Source organism: Prevotella amnii DSM 23384 = JCM 14753, from assembly GCF_000378745.1.
GTDB lineage: Bacteria > Bacteroidota > Bacteroidia > Bacteroidales > Bacteroidaceae > Prevotella > Prevotella amnii.
On the sequence record NZ_KB905267.1, the window covers coordinates 1 to 15,956 of the forward strand.

12 protein-coding genes, 1 tRNA gene, 1 other RNA gene and 1 pseudogene are annotated in these 15,956 nt (G+C 38.8%); 11 read left to right on the forward strand and 4 right to left on the reverse strand.

Features of this window, described 5'->3' with window-relative positions; translation table 11 throughout:
- Window positions 1–439: 439 nt before the first annotated feature.
- Window positions 440–1,363, reverse strand: coding sequence for a hypothetical protein (locus tag F596_RS0101315; RefSeq protein WP_019035564.1), 924 nt, complete (start codon window positions 1,361–1,363; stop codon window positions 440–442).
- Between the two features lie 87 nt (window positions 1,364–1,450).
- On the reverse strand, window positions 1,451–2,932 hold the full coding sequence (gene proS / locus F596_RS0101320; protein WP_019035565.1) for a proline--tRNA ligase: 1,482 nt from the start codon (window positions 2,930–2,932) through the stop codon (window positions 1,451–1,453).
- Between the two features lie 210 nt (window positions 2,933–3,142).
- Here proS and F596_RS12105 point away from each other — a divergent pair.
- The 11 genes and pseudogenes from F596_RS12105 to F596_RS0101365 form a co-directional block, all read left to right on the forward strand.
- A pseudogene (locus F596_RS12105) lies at window positions 3,143–3,330 on the forward strand (helix-turn-helix domain-containing protein); the annotation flags it as partial.
- A gap of 103 nt (window positions 3,331–3,433) precedes the next feature.
- Window positions 3,434–3,646, forward strand: a complete 213-nt coding sequence (locus tag F596_RS0101325) for a helix-turn-helix transcriptional regulator (protein ID WP_019035566.1) — start codon at window positions 3,434–3,436, stop codon at window positions 3,644–3,646.
- A gap of 4 nt (window positions 3,647–3,650) precedes the next feature.
- Window positions 3,651–4,022, forward strand: a complete 372-nt coding sequence (locus F596_RS0101330; protein ID WP_019035567.1) for a DUF1016 N-terminal domain-containing protein — start codon at window positions 3,651–3,653, stop codon at window positions 4,020–4,022.
- A 77-nt stretch (window positions 4,023–4,099) separates the two neighbouring features.
- Window positions 4,100–4,969, forward strand: coding sequence for a DNA damage-inducible protein D (gene dinD, locus F596_RS0101335; protein WP_024992628.1), 870 nt, complete (start codon window positions 4,100–4,102; stop codon window positions 4,967–4,969).
- 73 nt (window positions 4,970–5,042) lie between these two features.
- Window positions 5,043–6,608 carry an McrB family protein gene (locus F596_RS0101340; RefSeq protein WP_019035569.1) on the forward strand — a complete coding sequence of 522 codons (1,566 nt, stop codon included), beginning with the start codon at window positions 5,043–5,045 and terminating at the stop codon, window positions 6,606–6,608.
- A gap of 20 nt (window positions 6,609–6,628) precedes the next feature.
- Window positions 6,629–9,001 carry a DUF2357 domain-containing protein gene (locus F596_RS0101345; RefSeq protein WP_019035570.1) on the forward strand — a complete coding sequence of 791 codons (2,373 nt, stop codon included), beginning with the start codon at window positions 6,629–6,631 and terminating at the stop codon, window positions 8,999–9,001.
- Between the two features lie 353 nt (window positions 9,002–9,354).
- Window positions 9,355–10,251: a tRNA modification radical SAM protein MnmL/YtqA gene (gene mnmL / locus F596_RS0101350; protein WP_019035571.1), complete on the forward strand. Its 897-nt coding sequence runs from the start codon at window positions 9,355–9,357 to the stop codon at window positions 10,249–10,251.
- An 88-nt stretch (window positions 10,252–10,339) separates the two neighbouring features.
- Window positions 10,340–10,723, forward strand: an RNA gene (gene rnpB / locus F596_RS11300) — RNase P RNA component class A.
- An 87-nt stretch (window positions 10,724–10,810) separates the two neighbouring features.
- Window positions 10,811–11,239 (forward strand): hypothetical protein, encoded by a 429-nt coding sequence (locus F596_RS0101355; RefSeq protein WP_008449386.1) that lies wholly within the window; start codon window positions 10,811–10,813, stop codon window positions 11,237–11,239.
- A 16-nt stretch (window positions 11,240–11,255) separates the two neighbouring features.
- Window positions 11,256–11,447 carry a hypothetical protein gene (locus F596_RS0101360; protein ID WP_008449273.1) on the forward strand — a complete coding sequence of 64 codons (192 nt, stop codon included), beginning with the start codon at window positions 11,256–11,258 and terminating at the stop codon, window positions 11,445–11,447.
- 84 nt (window positions 11,448–11,531) lie between these two features.
- Window positions 11,532–11,602, forward strand: a tRNA-Cys gene (locus F596_RS0101365).
- Between the two features lie 177 nt (window positions 11,603–11,779).
- On the opposite strand, the gene trxA is transcribed toward F596_RS0101365, so the two are convergent.
- On the reverse strand, window positions 11,780–12,094 hold the full coding sequence (trxA, locus tag F596_RS0101370; RefSeq protein ID WP_008449269.1) for a thioredoxin: 315 nt from the start codon (window positions 12,092–12,094) through the stop codon (window positions 11,780–11,782).
- 87 nt (window positions 12,095–12,181) lie between these two features.
- On the reverse strand, window positions 12,182–15,907 hold the full coding sequence (gene dnaE / locus F596_RS0101375; RefSeq protein ID WP_019035572.1) for a DNA polymerase III subunit alpha: 3,726 nt from the start codon (window positions 15,905–15,907) through the stop codon (window positions 12,182–12,184).
- Window positions 15,908–15,956: the final 49 nt, after the last annotated feature.

Genomic DNA, 15,956 nt, shown 5'->3' on the forward strand with positions numbered 1-15,956 from the left:
CGCAAGCGGTTCATTTCTGGGTTTTTCTTGGCATTAGCAGAATCTCTAAGTATGAAAAAGCAGGAGCCGCGTTGATAGCAACTCCTGCCCATACTTGTCAATCTGCGCAGTTCTATTCCTTATGAAGTTGCTCCCCAGCAGAGCTTCACTACGCTTCAAACTGCAAACCAAAGGTACAATATGTAAGCTGCTTCAACGAAGAAACATCGGAAAAAATCATCCTGCAATTTGAGCTATAGGATACATACTTCTCAAAATCATCCTGCAAAATGAGCTATACGCCTATATATCGCTTTGATGGTTAAGATAATGATTAGAGTATAAATAAAAGAGAGTGTGTTTTCTGACACACTCTCTTTTATTTATTTTTTGCTTTTAATAGGCAACCCCATAATTGGGATATACCATAAGAGGAAAACTGATATATTTATATCTAAACTTATTTATCTAATAACTTAGTATTGGAATTAAGCTCTACCTCTGATCCCATTATCATCATCTTAGCCTTTGCGCTATAATTAGTTACCATTTTCTTGCTTGATAAAAGTATATGTTCTGTTATATTAGCATCTACCTTATCCAGTCCCATTTGTTTTAACTGTTCCCAGTTGTTTTTTATGCCTTGTATAGCATCGTCATCAAGCCCTTGTTCTTTAAGCTGGCTGAAAATGTAATCTTTAGTTTCAGCGCTATCCATATTTGCCTTGCTATTACCAACAATGCTCGTAGTGCCTAAAAGAGAAGAAATACCCCATGTTGTTTTTATCTTTAACCCACCAAACTCTCTTATCTCACTATTTCCATTTTTAAAGGTTTTCCCATAAACAGAATAGATACCAGTCTGCGTAAAGGTCTTGAGCAAATTTTCTTCAGAGAATTTTGTAGAAAGTGCCATTATTAATTTTGCTTTTGAAACATTCTTTTCAAGAGCAGGATTTTCTTTATATAGCTTTTCTATGTCAGCTATAGCTCCTTTTGAAATCTTTGCAATAACATCGTTATAGTTTACTATTTTTATCAGCTTCCCATTCTTATCTGTCTGAAATAATATAGGAGTATCTATAAGATACTTTCCTGTGCCAAGTGTGTTACCAGCCAAAACAGCTTCTCCTTCTATGTTTAGCTTTGATGTTACGTCTTCAAGCAAGGCTCCTTTATCATTAACATCTTTCACTGTGATGGTAGATAAATATGTTGTCTTTACTTGTTTTGTACCACTTCCCATAGGAAGACTAATCTTCGTAGTAGTCTCATTCTCATAATGAGCAACATCTCCTTTTTTTAGCTCTGGCTTAACAAAGGTTTGTGCACTTGCACTAAAAACTGCTGTAATGATAGCAATAGATAAAACTAATCTTTTCATAAGCTTTACATTATATATATATGTTTAGAAAAAAGTCCGCAATAATGGTTTATATAACCATTATATAATACGGACTTGCTATTATAATTAATAAGATCTTGCTATCAATACGCGATATTTAGCAGGTTTACCACTTACCATATCTACCCCTAAAGTTTGCTCGAACATATATGGTACACATCTAATTGTAGCTTGTGTGTCTTCTTTTATTTTAGCTTCAGTTTCTTCTGTTCCGTCCCAATGGCATAAGAAGAATCCACCATTTTTTATTTTTTCTTTAAACTCTTCATAATCCTCACATTCATAAATATGAGCATCACGAAAAGCAAGTGCTTTCTTAAAGATATTATCTTGTATTTCGTCTAAAAGATGTTTTATATAATCGGTAATACCGTCGAAACTTACACTCTCTTTCTCTAAGGTATCGCGACGCATTACCTCTATGGTGTTGTTTTCGAGATCTCTTCCGCCCATAGCTAAGCGTACAGGAACTCCTTTTAGCTCGTAGTCAGCAAACTTAAAGCCGGGACGCTTGTTGTCGCTATCATCAAATTTTACTGTTACCCCTGCTTCACGTAGCTCATCAATGACAGGTTGTAGCTTGTTCTTAAGCTGCTCAAGCTGCTCTTCACCCTTAAAAATAGGTATGATAACTACCTGAATAGGAGCAATCTTTGGTGGAAGTACCAACCCATTATCATCAGAATGGGTCATTATCAAAGCACCTATAAGACGAGTGCTAACACCCCAAGATGTTGCCCATACATGTTCTGGCTTATTTTCTTTATTTAAGAAAGTTACATCAAAGCTCTTTGCAAAATTTTGCCCTAAGAAATGTGAGGTACCACTTTGCAAGGCTTTGCCGTCTTGCATCATTGCTTCTATAGTATATGTATCTAAAGCTCCTGCAAAGCGTTCTGTTTCGCTTTTCACTCCTTGAATAACAGGCACTGCTAACCATTTCTCAGCAAAGTCGGCATATACCTTTAGCATTAGTTTAGCCTCTTTTTCTGCTTCTTGTTTTGTGGCATGAGCAGTATGACCTTCTTGCCATAAAAACTCCGAAGTACGCAAAAACGGACGTGTGCGCATTTCCCAACGCATCACATTACACCACTGGTTACACATTAAGGGAAGGTCGCGCCACGAATGTATCCAGTTCTTATAAGTATTCCAAATAATAGTTTCACTTGTTGGACGAATTATCAATTCTTCTTCCAACTTTGCATTAGGGTCAACCTCTACACCTTCACCGTTTTCTTTAGTTTTCAATCTATAGTGTGTAACAACGGCAGCCTCTTTAGCAAAACCTTCTACATGTTCAGCCTCACGCGATAAGAAGCTCTTTGGTATTAGCAGTGGGAAATAAGCATTTTGCACACCAGTAGCCTTAAACATCTTATCTAATTGTCCTTGAATATTCTCCCAAATAGCATATCCATAAGGCTTTATCACCATACAACCACGTACAGCCGACTGCTCTGCCAAGTCAGCTTTTACTACTAAGTCGTTGTACCATTGAGAATAATTATCAGCTCTTTTGGTAAGCTCTTTTAGTTCTTTTGCCATATTTTCTATTAATGTTATGTCTTTAATATGATGGAAATATCTTTTTATAAAGTCTGTTAAGAATGTATATATAGATATTTACCTATTCTAATATCTTTGTGCAAATTTACAAAAAAATGTCGGCAAAAAGATAGTAATATATTAATTTGTTTAAAAGGATAAGGTATATAAGTAAATGTAAAACAATGTATAGCCTCAGCGTGAGCCTTTTTATGTATCGAGAAAGGTGGAAAACTCGGACGCAAGGTAGGCTCTGTAAAAACGACAGAACAGATGAAAGCCGAATATAGGGAAGTAATAAGTTTGCCCGCAAGGGGTATTCCATTCGGGATGTGGCGAAGTTGAGTGGTAAAGGAGTAAGTACCATACAACGAGTGAAATGTAGACTTAACTCGTGATGAGTATTTTTCACTAAGTTGCAAAATAAGCGCAAATATTACTGCGTTTATGCGGAAATGTGAAGTATTATAATTACCTTTACATTCAAATTCGCATCTGAATATGGCAAATAAAGAATTAAACAGGCTAAAAGTTGTTCTTGCTGAAAAAAAGAAAACGAACAAATGGCTTGGTGAACAACTGGGAAAGGACAAAACAACTATATCAAAATGGTGTACCAATACTTGCCAACCAGATTTGGGTAATCTTATGAAGATAGCCAAACTGCTTGAGGTAGAAGTGACTGACCTTCTCAGGGAAGACAATATAGACTGATAAAATGACAACAGACAATAAAGACAACAAACTCTCAATAGGGAGTAGCGATTATGCCGAGATACTGCGACATGCTGTCGCAGTAATTGAGCACGCACGGACGGAGATAGCCCGACATATCAATGGCTATGTTTCTACTGCCTATTGGGAGATTGGTCAAATGCTTCATGAGCGCAAGATTGAAAGTGGGTATGGTGATAGTGTAGTAAAAAGACTGTCTGCAGACCTGAAAGAACGCTATCCAAAGATGGGTGTTTCACCGCGCCAACTTTGGAACATAAAGAAATTTTACGAGCGTTACGCTGGGCATGATGAAAAAGTGCTACGCTCCGTAGCACTTTTGCCGTGGTCGCACAATCTGCTATTTATCAGTTGATAGTACCGAAAGAGAAGTTACAGAAAGTCCTTGCTGACGAGATAAAGGTGGTTAGTGAGGAAAAGAAATATTATAACATGGACATTCAAAGAATAAATCAGCATACATCCGCTTTCAATGAGATAACGCATTACATTGAGAGCGATAATGGCAAAGAAAAGGTTGAAGTATGGTTTGCACGCGAGCTTCAGTCTGTTCTTGGCTATGCACGTTGGGAGAATTTTACTATAGCTATAGGCCGAGCAGTCGAATCATGTAAATCACAGAATATCAATGTGAATGATCATTTTCGTGAGGTCACGAAAATGATAAGCTTGGCAAAAGGTGCTAAGCGTGAAGTCAAGGACTATATGCTTACTCGCTTTGCCTGCTATCTCATAACCCAGAATGGTGATCCAAAGAAAGAAGAAATAGCATTTGCACAAGGTTATTTTGCATTACAGACAAGGCGGGCTGAACTTATAGCTGAGCATTTGCAGCAAGTGTCACGTCTGGAAACACGCGATCGACTACGTGCTTCAGAAAAACAATTGTCTCGCAACATTTATGAGCGTGGTGTTGATGACCGTGGATTTGGTCGTATACGTTCAAAAGGTGACACGGCTTTGTTTGGCGGACATACCACCGAAGACATGAAACTTCGCCTCGGCGTCAAGTCAACACGTCCGTTGGCTGACTTTCTTCCTACGCTGACCATTGCTGCAAAAAACCTCGCAACAGAAATGACAAATTACAATGTGGAGCAGAAGGACCTTTATGGTGAACAGAGCATTACTGCCGAACACATTCAGAACAATGTCAGCGTAAGGCAGATGCTGGGGCAACGAGGCATAAAACCCGAAAACCTTCCTCCCGCTGAGGACATCAAGAAAGTGGAGCGCAGAGTGGCAAGCAACGAGAAGAAAATAGAAAAAACTTCAAACAAATTGCCAAAGAAGGTAGAATAATATAGAACACTTACTGACGAGATTAAGGCGGTTAGTGAGGAAAAAGGAAATAATAAGACAAAGATATAGCAAGATGGAGCAGAATTTCAGCTTTAACGAATTGGTATCATATTTAAAAGATATGAACAAAGAGTATCGTTCTCTTTCATATTATCTATTTGCAATCAAATATGGAGAATCTCTAAAAGACAAAAATCTTACGGAGATTGTACGTTCTGCAGGCCTTACTAAAAGTATGTCTAAAGAACTTAGTAAGGGAATGCGACTTTATAAAGTTCTTAAAAGTGACAAATTGGGACTATTATCAAAGGGTAAAAGCGACATTCAAAATCCTAATACACAAATCAATTATTTTTTAACTGATTTGGCAATAAACAATTCAATTTTATATCTCACAGCCCTCCGTACCAAACCATTTATGCTTCTTGCTGGTATCAGCGGTACTGGCAAAAGCCGCATTGTGCGTAAGTTGGCACAAGCGACAATTACCGAGGAGTTGCAAAGGGCTAATGGATATACGGGCGATGACTTTGCCAATGACCGTTGGACGCTGCATTCGCCTGCCAATTTTGAACTGATACAAGTGAAGCCGAACTGGCACAACTCGATGGACGTAATCGGTTATCTGTCTAACATTCCAAGTCCGCACTATGTGTTCACTCCATTCATTGAGTTTATCGTAAAGGCATGGCAGCATCCCGAAGTGCCGTTCTTTTTGTGTCTCGATGAAATGAACCTTGCTCCAGTGGAGGAATACTTTGCCGAGTTTCTGAGTGCCATTGAGAGTCGTAGTTTTGAGGGTGAAGAGTACTTGACTGACCCAATCATCAAGCCTTTTAACTCGTTTGGAGAAGAAGTGGCGAAAAAGATGGTAAACACGTTGTTCCCGAACTTCACGGCTGCCGACAAAAATTCTTCCTTAGGAAAGGTTGTTGACCATCTTGAAACGAAAGGTCTGACCTTGCCAAAGAATCTCATTGTAATAGGTACTGTGAACATGGACGAGACAACTTTCTCTTTCTCACGCAAGGTGCTCGACAGAGCCATGTCAGTAGAAATGAACGAGGTGAACTACGACAGTTTTCTTACCGACACAACAGACGATGACCTTAAAGCCATTGTTAAGGCATTAGAGGAAAACGATGATGCAGACTTGAACACTCTGCTCGTTGACCGTCACATCGAAGCAAGGGAAATCATAGACAATCTGGGCGATGATGCAAAGTTTGCCATAGACTATCTGAAGCGCATCAATGCCTTGCTTGAAGGCACACCTTTCAAGCTTGGCTATCGTGCCGCCAATGAAGCGCTGATATATCTACAAGCATCGTATGAGTTCGGACAGACTGACCGCATAGCTGCACTTGACAACTTTACACTGATGAAAATTCTCTCACGCATAGAGGGCGATGAAACGAAACTGAAAATCACCGATTCGGAAGCAGACAAGGAACGCATAGCCAAAGCAGAGGTGAATGTGGATGAAGCCAAGCAATATGGCGAAATGAACATACTTACCGCCTTGCGCTACATCATCACAAATCAGTTGGGAGAACAAGACAAACTACATTCCGTCAAAAAGATAGACAGTATGCTCAGCCAACTGAAGCGTGACCATTTTGTTTCTTTCTGGAACTAAACATTCATGCTCACAAAAGTATGGCAAGTGTATTCAACTTTGAAGTGACAAACGAGGACTTGCTTGTAAGGTTCTCTTGTCCTAATCATGAGCGGAGAATAGCCGAGACCATCCGCAATCTCTGTATCGACACCATTAATACTGACAGTGCCGCAAAGTTGTTGTGCCGCTACACATCGGAAACACAGCATGTTAAGTTTTCTTTTAACGGATACGCACAGGAAGGAAATGACATCCGCCATGAAGCCGTATTCTTCGAGAATACAGAATATCCACTTATTGTGCGTGGTAAGGGCAAGAACTTAGAAAAATTGTCACTTGCTATCAACGACCATCTGCGCACCGATGGTAAGGACAAAAGCACCATTATCAGCACAGGTGATGAACTGTATGGGTCGCTGAACTTTCACAACCAAGTGGGTATGACAGACTTCTGCATCACCTACAAAGTGAAAGGGGAAGAACAATCCAAGGAATTGAAGTTCATGACCGAGGTTTTGAGCTATAAACTTGACTACCGCTCAGACTTGAAGACAATTATCTCTGACATAGAGTATGAGTATGCTATGCTGAGTACATCGTTTCTGAAGGATACTTATCTCAGTATGCGTCAAGGCACAGGTGAAAGTAATCCGCTGATATGGTGGCAAATATTCAAGTCGTGCTATGCCGACATTATGGAGGCTGCACGCCAAATCGTTGACCGTCCCAAACAGCGTTTGCGCTCCGTAGCTAAGTATGAGAGAGCGGAACGTATGGCATATATTCCAAGAGAACTGGAAAACGAATACCAGATGCATAAGGACAATCCTGCCCATTTGTACCGCACGGAGGAACTGACGCTGAGCCATGACACAATAGAAAATCGTTTCTTGAAATATGCTATTCGGGAAATGACACACCGCTTTGCCGTGGTGAAGGAACACATTATGACCGCTATGCACCTTGACGACCCGAAGCGCATAGACACTTCGCTTGAAGATATGGAGAACGAGCTGATGCAACTCTCGAACAATGCTTTTTTCCGTGGTGTAGGACAGTTCAAGGGATTTACGCAAGATAACCTCGTTATGAAGCAAGCCCAAGGTTACAAAACCATTATGGAGAAATGGGTGGAACTGCAACAGGGCTACGAATTAGAGGATGGCTTGCGCAAACTGGAAGTGAAGGACATTTGCGACCTATATGAGATATGGTGCTTTATCAAAGTGAAGAACATTGTGCAGGATGTTATGAAGGAATTATGCAAGGATGCCAAGCCAAAGGTGAACGGCAGAGACATTAGCAACGACTTTATTCCGCAACTCGTATATGGCGGTTCGGTGAGTTTCATCAACCAAGACGGCATTGAATTGGCAAGTGTATGCTACAATGCCGAGGTGCATAAAGACAAATCCCTTTCAGCCATAAGCGGAACAAACACCATGACGACTGTGCAGCGTCCTGACATTGTGCTGAGACTGAGCAAGCAAGCTGAAGGTAATATGAAGTTCACCTACCTGTTTGATGCCAAATACCGAATAGCCGACACGGATGAGAACGGCTGCAGATATGATAGCCGTTATGATGTGCCACCAGCTGATGCCATTGACCAGATGCATCGTTACCGTGATGCTATATACTACACGGAAGAAGGACGTGACCACGAACACTTAAAGAAAGAAATCATAGCTGGTTATGTGCTGTTTCCTGGACACATACCGTTGGAGGCACTTGACGCAGAGAATGGTGACTATTACTATCAGCAGTCTAACCGCTTGATTGGGATTGGTGCATTCCCCTTGCGCCCCGACCAAGAGCAGCATGCTGGGGACGGAAGCATCATCATAAATGCCAACAATTCGGAGCAAGCCTTGCGCCTACAGATTCGCCATTGGCTTGAGGAAGACAACGGACGGGAACGGTTGTTGGAAGAAAGCATACCTCAAAAGGGGTTGGAATACTCGGATGAGCCAGTTAATAAAGGTACATTCTACATTGCATCAGTAGATAGCCATGTGAATGCCGCCAAGGAACTGGTGCTGAATGGTCAAAGCCAAATCTTCTTCTCTGGCTATAAATCCATTCTGTCTGGTGTTGATTTCCAAAAGATAAAATACTTTGCGCCTGTGGATAACCACTTGGTAAAAGGATATTATCAGGTACTCTCAGTGGAAGCGATGGATATGAGTGAAGCGCTGGTAAAAGAAAAGGCGGAGGCAAAAGGGCAAGCCAAGAACTATAAAGGTTATGACAAGCCAATCCGCATTTGCTTGAAATTAGGCAAATACACTTTGCTGTCCACTCCTTTTGTCTACGGACTTGACAGTAACGCGTCCAAAGGTATTGCTATGACAAGGAAAGAGTTTAAGGAGTATTGCAAAAGAACAAAAGTTTTGGATAATCAATTCTAATATTGGATAATATAGCAATATAGAACCTTTTATGGCAAGAAACAAAAGAAACATACGAAAAGGATACATTCTTTTGACCTAACAAAGACTATTTATAAAAAGCTCATTTATATATTATTAAGAAGACATGTGTTGTAATTGAAAACGAAAACGTTGAGAAGTGAAAATAATCTATTTTTAATACAAAAATAGATTAAAAATGAAGTAAAAATAATCTATTTTTGTTTTTAGGACGTTATTTTTATCTTTTAAATATATTTTTTTTACAAAAAGAAAAACTATCCTTTGTCTTTTATAGAAGATGTTTTTTTATATTCTTTTTGTATCTTTGCTTTTATAAATATAGTATTAATATGGCGCAGTATTACAGAGATTTTGGAAGTTGGTTACATGAAGAATTTAATTTTAAGGTTCAGAAGATTTCTATTGATGCAGGGTTTACTTGTCCTAATAGAGATGGCAGTATAGGCAAGGGTGGGTGCATTTATTGTGATAATAGAACCTTTAATCCTTCATATTGTTCAGTAGAAAACAAATCGGTTACGCGTCAGATAGAAGAAGGAAAGAGATTTTTTTCAGGAAAATATCCTAATATGAAGTATCTTGCTTATTTCCAGGCTTATACTAACACCTATGGTGATATTCAGCACTTAAAGCGCCTATACAGCGAGGCTTTGCAAGTGGAAGATGTTGTGGGGATAGTCATTGGCACACGTCCAGACTGTGTTAGTGAAGATTTACTCAACTATTTTACAGAGCTTAACAAGGTCACTTTTTTGCTCGTAGAGTATGGCATAGAAACAGTGAATGATGCTACGTTACGATTAATAAATCGTGGTCATACTTTTGCCTGTTCACGTCAGATGATAGAGCGCACGGCTGCTCGTGGTATTCGTGTAGGTGCACATATCATTCTTGGCTTACCTGGGGAAGATAGGCAGGAGAGCTTGCGACAAGCTCCTATTATATCTTCTTTACCTTTGACGACATTAAAAATACATCAAATGCAGATAATACGTGGTACAAAACTTGCCAAAATGTATGTAGAAAATCCTTTCCATCTCTATACAGTAGATGAATATATCAAATTAATAGCCGACTATATTTCCTTGCTTCGCAAAGACCTTGTCTTGGAACGTTTTGTAAGTCAAAGTCCAGATAACTTATTATTAGCCCCCAAATGGGGATTAAAAAATTACGAATTTACCAATAAGCTAAACAGTTATTTAGAGCGAATAAGAAAAGTATGAATATTTACATTTTGTTTTATTTATGCTTTAATGTTATTTACCCATTTTGTCATTTAAAGCTTTTTATGTACCTTTGCTACTCATAAAGGCAGTGTTCTGGCTCTGTCGCTGGCACATTATAATGTGCGAGAGGAAAGTCCGGGCAGCATAGGGCGTCCTGCTTCCGAAAATAGAAGCTATTGGTAACAGTAGATGTAGGCAGAAGAAAAAACCGCCATTCTAAAGAATTGGTAAGGGTGAGAAGGTGGTGTAAGAGACTACCAGCAGTTGGGTGATCAGCTGGCTGTGCCGTTCAGGAGCTGCAAGTTCATGTAAACCGTTGTTAGAGGATAGTCCCGTCCAAGTCTGTAGACACAACGGAGGGTAGAATGCTAGAGCTATGGAGCAATCCTTAGAGTAGATAAATGACAGGCATATTGCATATTAAAAGATATGTAATACACAGAACCCGGCTTATAGGAGCACTGCTTTTCTCCTTATGCTATGCCCCTTTTGTAAGCGAAAAGCTTGCAGGGGGCAGGTAAAGGAGTTTTTTTCTTAATATTAATGTTATGACACAATGAAGGATTGGCACAATAAGGCTACTTTATTAAACGATTTTCAGCATAAAGTAGAAAATAAGATAAAACGATTAGATGGCACTCCGGGTTTTCCTGTACGTGGTGCTAAGGTTTCAGAAGAAGAGTTGTCAGACTATCTTTTCTTCTATCAAGCAGCTTTAGATTATAGTGGCTCTGAGCGCACTCAATATACTATAGCTGGTGGTCTTATGGTGTTACCTATCCTTATAATATCAGCCTTTCCTGATAAAAACTTGCCGTTTAAAGGCATCTTAAATGTTATTTTTGCAGTAGTTATAGGTTTAATACTCTTTGCTTTTTATCGTATTATAGTTTCAATAATTATTAAAAACAAAATAAGAAAAGTAAAATCTACTTACCCAGAGGCAAGACGTTACGTAGACGAAGTACTATCCTTTGAGGCTTAAGCTATAAAGATACTTTATGTGGCAGTATTTTATAATAAGTATAGTGTTATTTATAGCAATATGTTATGCTTGTAAGCAGATAATAGAAGCTATTCGTGCAGCAAAAGATCCATGTGGAGGCTGCAAGGGTTGTGCTATCAGAAAAAAGATAAGGGAACATCAAAAAACAGTAAAACATTCAAAGCAAGGTTGTCATAACAAAAGCTAATAGGTATTGCTTTTTAATAAAAAACTGTATAATTATTTGGCTGAATAGAAGATTATTGGTATCTTTGCACTCGCAAAACACAATGGTGCCTGGGCCGGGCGGTTAGGTAACGGTCTGCAAAACCGTGTAGGGCGGTTCGATTCCGCCAGGCACCTCACTAAAAACTTCTTATTTAAGAAGTTTTTTTTGTTTTATCCCTTATCAGCTTTCCTTATTTTTTCTTATGAAAAAGAGTAAAGCTCTTATGTGAATGGAACTCATAAAAAAAGACATATCTATGCTTTCATAGATATGTCTTTTTGTTTGTTATTAAAAGAACTGAAAAAGAAATGTTATAATAAAGCCTTAAACTTTTCGTCAAGAACAGCTTTTGAGGCTGCTCCTACAAACTTATCAACGAGTTCTCCTCCCTTAAAAAACAATATAGTAGGTATATTACGTACGCCATACTCTATAGCGACATCATCATTTTCCTCTACATCACACTTGCCTACAACTATCTTTCCATCGTAGTCTTCAGCCAATTCAGAAATAATAGGAGCTACCATTTTGCAAGGACCACACCATGTTGCCCATAAGTCTACTACTAAAGGCAAGTTGCCTTTCTTATAACTTTCAAAGTTTTCTGATGTAATTTTTACTTCCATCTTTTTTTTTATTTAATTGTTAATAATACTTTTCTCATCTTATGATAATATTTTATTAAATACTACATCATAAAAGCAAGAACTTGTCTAATTAATTTTATATTCTATATCATCATAGCTATCGAGTACAGATATTAGCTTACGATCAAGATTAACTACAGTGTCTTTACTATGAAGGAGCAAACTTTCGTTATTAGGATTGCGCAATTTAAAATAAAGCTGTGTGTTCCCTTTATGTTTTGCAAATACTGAAGATAGCTCATTTATCATATTTTCATCTAATGTAGACGCGTCTACGCTTATGGTTAAACGTTCTAAACGATTATTCTTAACATCGTATAGCTGCTGTACGTTCTGCACATTAAGTGAGTAAAGCTTTGTGTTATATCTATAGCGTTGCTGGCATTTTGCAGTGATATATACAGTGTAGCTTTCTTTAAGGAATCCGCTCCAGCGTATCCAGTCGTCCCCAAAGAGAGCTATTTCGGCAGTACCTTCAAAATCTTCTATCGAGATAAAAGCATAAGGCTTATTAGTTTTTTGAGAAAAAGACTCTTTCACTTTAGTAACTATTCCTCCGAAAGTAATCTCTTCAGTCTTTGCCAATTCTGTCATATCGGCATTACGATGTATTTGAGAACAGTGAGTATTACATAAGTGATTAAGCACCACAGCAAATTCGTCTAACGGATGAGCAGAAAGATATATACCCACTAACTCACGCTCTTTATTAAGTTTTTCTATAGTAGCCCACTTTTCTGTTACAGGAATGGCTGGTCGGGTAACGGGAACACTATCAAAGCCTCCAAACAAGGAGTTGGCAGCTTCAGCCTTCGCCGTTTGGAAAAGCTGTCCATAACGTAGCAAGGTATCAAGAAAGACCTCTCCTTTAGCATTCACACCAAAATACTCTTCACGGCATTTGATAGGTCCTAAGTTGTCAAATCCTCCACTATAAGCTAAACTTTCTATAACCTTCCTATTTATGCTACATAAATCTACTCTCTCTATAAAGTTGAAGATATCTTTATAAGGACCATTTTTTTCTCTTTCTTTTACAATGTTTTCAGCAGCCCCTGTTCCTATACCTTTGATAGCCGATAACCCAAAGCGTATTTCTCCATGTTTGTTTACTCCAAATCCTATCTGGCTTTCATTTACATCAGGTCCAAGAGTTTCTATCTTTAAAGCCTTACACTCTTCCATCAGCTTTGTTATTTCAGTAATCTGACTAAAACGCCTTGTCATTAATGCTGCCATATATTCAGCAGGATAGTGTGCCTTAAGATAGGCTGTTTGATATGCTACCCATGAGTAACAAGTAGCATGCGACTTGTTAAAAGCATAGCTTGCAAACTTCTCCCAGTCGCTCCATATCTTTTCAAGAATCTTCGGATCATGTCCATTCTCCTGCCCTTGTTTAATAAACTTAGGCTTCATGGCGTCAACAATGTTTTTCTTTTTCTTACCCATAGCCTTACGTAAGGCATCACTTTCGCCACGGGTGAAGTTAGCAAGCTGACGTGAAAGTAACATTACCTGCTCTTGATAAACAGTAATACCGTATGTGTCTTTAAGATATTTTTCCATACAAGGTATATCATACTGTACAAGGGAAGGGTCGTTTTTACGCTTAATAAAGTCTGGTATATAATCCATCGGACCCGGTCGATATAACGCATTCATAGCAATAAGATCCTCAAAGACAGTAGGGTGGAGCTCTCTAAGATATTTCTGCATGCCAGCCGATTCAAACTGAAAAGTACCTACGGTCTGTCCTTTTTGATAAAGCTGATACGTCAGAGCATCATCTATAGGTATTTTTTCTATGTCTATGACTTTCCCTGTAGTTTGCTTAATTACTTTACAAGCCTCTTTGAGTTCGGATAAAGTCTTTAGACCTAAAAAGTCCATCTTTATCAATCCTGTAGTTTCTATAACATGCCCGTCATATTGTGTTACTGGTACTTTCTTGTCGGGGAAGTCAGGATCTGTAGCCGTAGATACTGGTACCCAGTCGTCTATAGGATTGCGGCAAATAATAAAGCCACAAGCATGGATACCTGTACCGCGTATAGTGCCTTCCAGCATTTTAGCATATTTTATAGTATTGCGTTCACGTTCGTTCTCGCTCACCATAGCCTCTTGTAACATTGGAGTGCATGAAATGGCATTCTTCAAGTTCATCTTCATTCCGTTGGGAAGACGATCAGGAATGGCTTTACATAAAGCATTTGAACGCTCAAGAGGTAATTTTTCTACACGTGCTACATCTTTAATAGAATTTTTTGTAGCCATTGTAGAATAAGTAATGATATGGGCACACTTCTCATGGCCATACTTATCCATTACCCATTGCAAGACTTTACCACGTCCATCATCGTCGAAGTCGGTATCAATATCAGGAAGATTGACACGGTCAGGATTTAGGAAACGCTCAAAAAGGAGGTCATATTTCAAAGGATCTATCTTGGTAATACCTAAACAATAAGCTACAACAGAGCCGGCAGCAGACCCACGTCCTGGCCCTACCATTACGCCAAGCTCATTTTCAGCAGCATTTATAAAATCTTGCACTATAAGGAAATATCCGGGGAAGCCCATGGTCTTCATGACATGAAGCTCAAAACGAATGCGGCTATTTACCTCTTCTGGTAAAGGATCACCATACAATCGGCATGCACCATCATACGCCAATTTTGCTAAATAGTCGGCTTCAAACTTGATACGATATATTTTTTCATAGCCTCCTAAACGATCTATTACCTTGTTAGCCTCTTGCTCAGGTAACTGATTTTCACCATTTTCATCAGATGTAAACTCATGGTAAAGATCTTCTTTACTAAACTTTTCTCTCCATTGAGCCTCTGTCCCAAAGTCTTCAGGAATAGGGAAGAAGGGCATTATAGGACCATGATTAATATCATAAATTTCTATTTTGTTTAATATTTCTATGGTGTTTGATAACGCTTCTGGCACATCACTAAAGATCTGATTCATTTCCTCTCGCGTTTTAAACCATTCTTGTTTAGAATAGCGCATACGCTTAGGGTCGTCTAAATCGTCATTGGTGGAAAGACAAAGCAAATGGTCGTGTGCTTCAGCTGTTTCCTTATCCTCAAAATGGCAATCATTAGTACAAACGAGCTTAATATTGTAGTCTTTAGCAAACTGCATTAATACCCTGTTCACTTGTTGTTGCAGAGGGAAAGCCTCACGATTAGCTATTAAATTAGGGTCAGTTACTTCGTGGCGTTGAAGCTCAAGGTAAAAATCGTCTCCAAATAGTTTCTTATACCATAAGCACGCTTCACGTGCTCCCTCAATGTCTCCTTTTCTTATTTTAGAGGGTATCTCGCCAGCCAGACAAGCAGAACAAATGATAAGGTCTTCATGATATTTTTCTAATTGTTCTTTATCTGTTCTCGGACGATAATAATAGCCATCGACCCAAGATTTAGATACTAATTTTATTAGATTTTTATATCCATTATAGTTTTTTGCTAACACTATAAGATGATAACCAGAGTTGTCATGCATCTCTTTCACCTTATCAGTCAACTTACGACGAGCTACATACATCTCACAACCAAAGATGGGCTTAAAGGGCTCTTCACCTTTAGCTTTACGTTCCTTATTCTTTGTCGCGCAATAATCTGCAAACTCTTTAATACCAAACATTACTCCATGATCGGTAATAGCCATTCCTTTCATTCCATCATTTATAGCCTTATCGACAAGGTTACTAACCTTCGACTGACCATCAAGGATAGAATAGTGTGTGTGAACATGTAAATGTATATAATCTTCCATTAAACTTTCTGTTTTGCGCTTTCAAAGTTACGATGAAAACAGCAGATAG

Coding starts and splice junctions, on each gene's coding strand:
- F596_RS0101345 (WP_019035570.1), top strand. CDS start 6,629: ATGGCAAGTGTATTCAACTTTGAAGTGACAAACGAGGACTTGCTTGTA.
- mnmL (WP_019035571.1), top strand. CDS start 9,355: ATGGCGCAGTATTACAGAGATTTTGGAAGTTGGTTACATGAAGAATTT.
- F596_RS0101325 (WP_019035566.1), top strand. CDS start 3,434: ATGGCAAATAAAGAATTAAACAGGCTAAAAGTTGTTCTTGCTGAAAAA.
- F596_RS0101360 (WP_008449273.1), top strand. CDS start 11,256: ATGTGGCAGTATTTTATAATAAGTATAGTGTTATTTATAGCAATATGT.
- dinD (WP_024992628.1), top strand. CDS start 4,100: ATGGACATTCAAAGAATAAATCAGCATACATCCGCTTTCAATGAGATA.
- F596_RS0101340 (WP_019035569.1), top strand. CDS start 5,043: ATGGAGCAGAATTTCAGCTTTAACGAATTGGTATCATATTTAAAAGAT.
- F596_RS0101355 (WP_008449386.1), top strand. CDS start 10,811: ATGAAGGATTGGCACAATAAGGCTACTTTATTAAACGATTTTCAGCAT.
- dnaE (WP_019035572.1), bottom strand. CDS start 15,907: ATGGAAGATTATATACATTTACATGTTCACACACACTATTCTATCCTT.
- F596_RS0101315 (WP_019035564.1), bottom strand. CDS start 1,363: ATGAAAAGATTAGTTTTATCTATTGCTATCATTACAGCAGTTTTTAGT.
- trxA (WP_008449269.1), bottom strand. CDS start 12,094: ATGGAAGTAAAAATTACATCAGAAAACTTTGAAAGTTATAAGAAAGGC.
- F596_RS0101330 (WP_019035567.1), top strand. CDS start 3,651: ATGACAACAGACAATAAAGACAACAAACTCTCAATAGGGAGTAGCGAT.
- proS (WP_019035565.1), bottom strand. CDS start 2,932: ATGGCAAAAGAACTAAAAGAGCTTACCAAAAGAGCTGATAATTATTCT.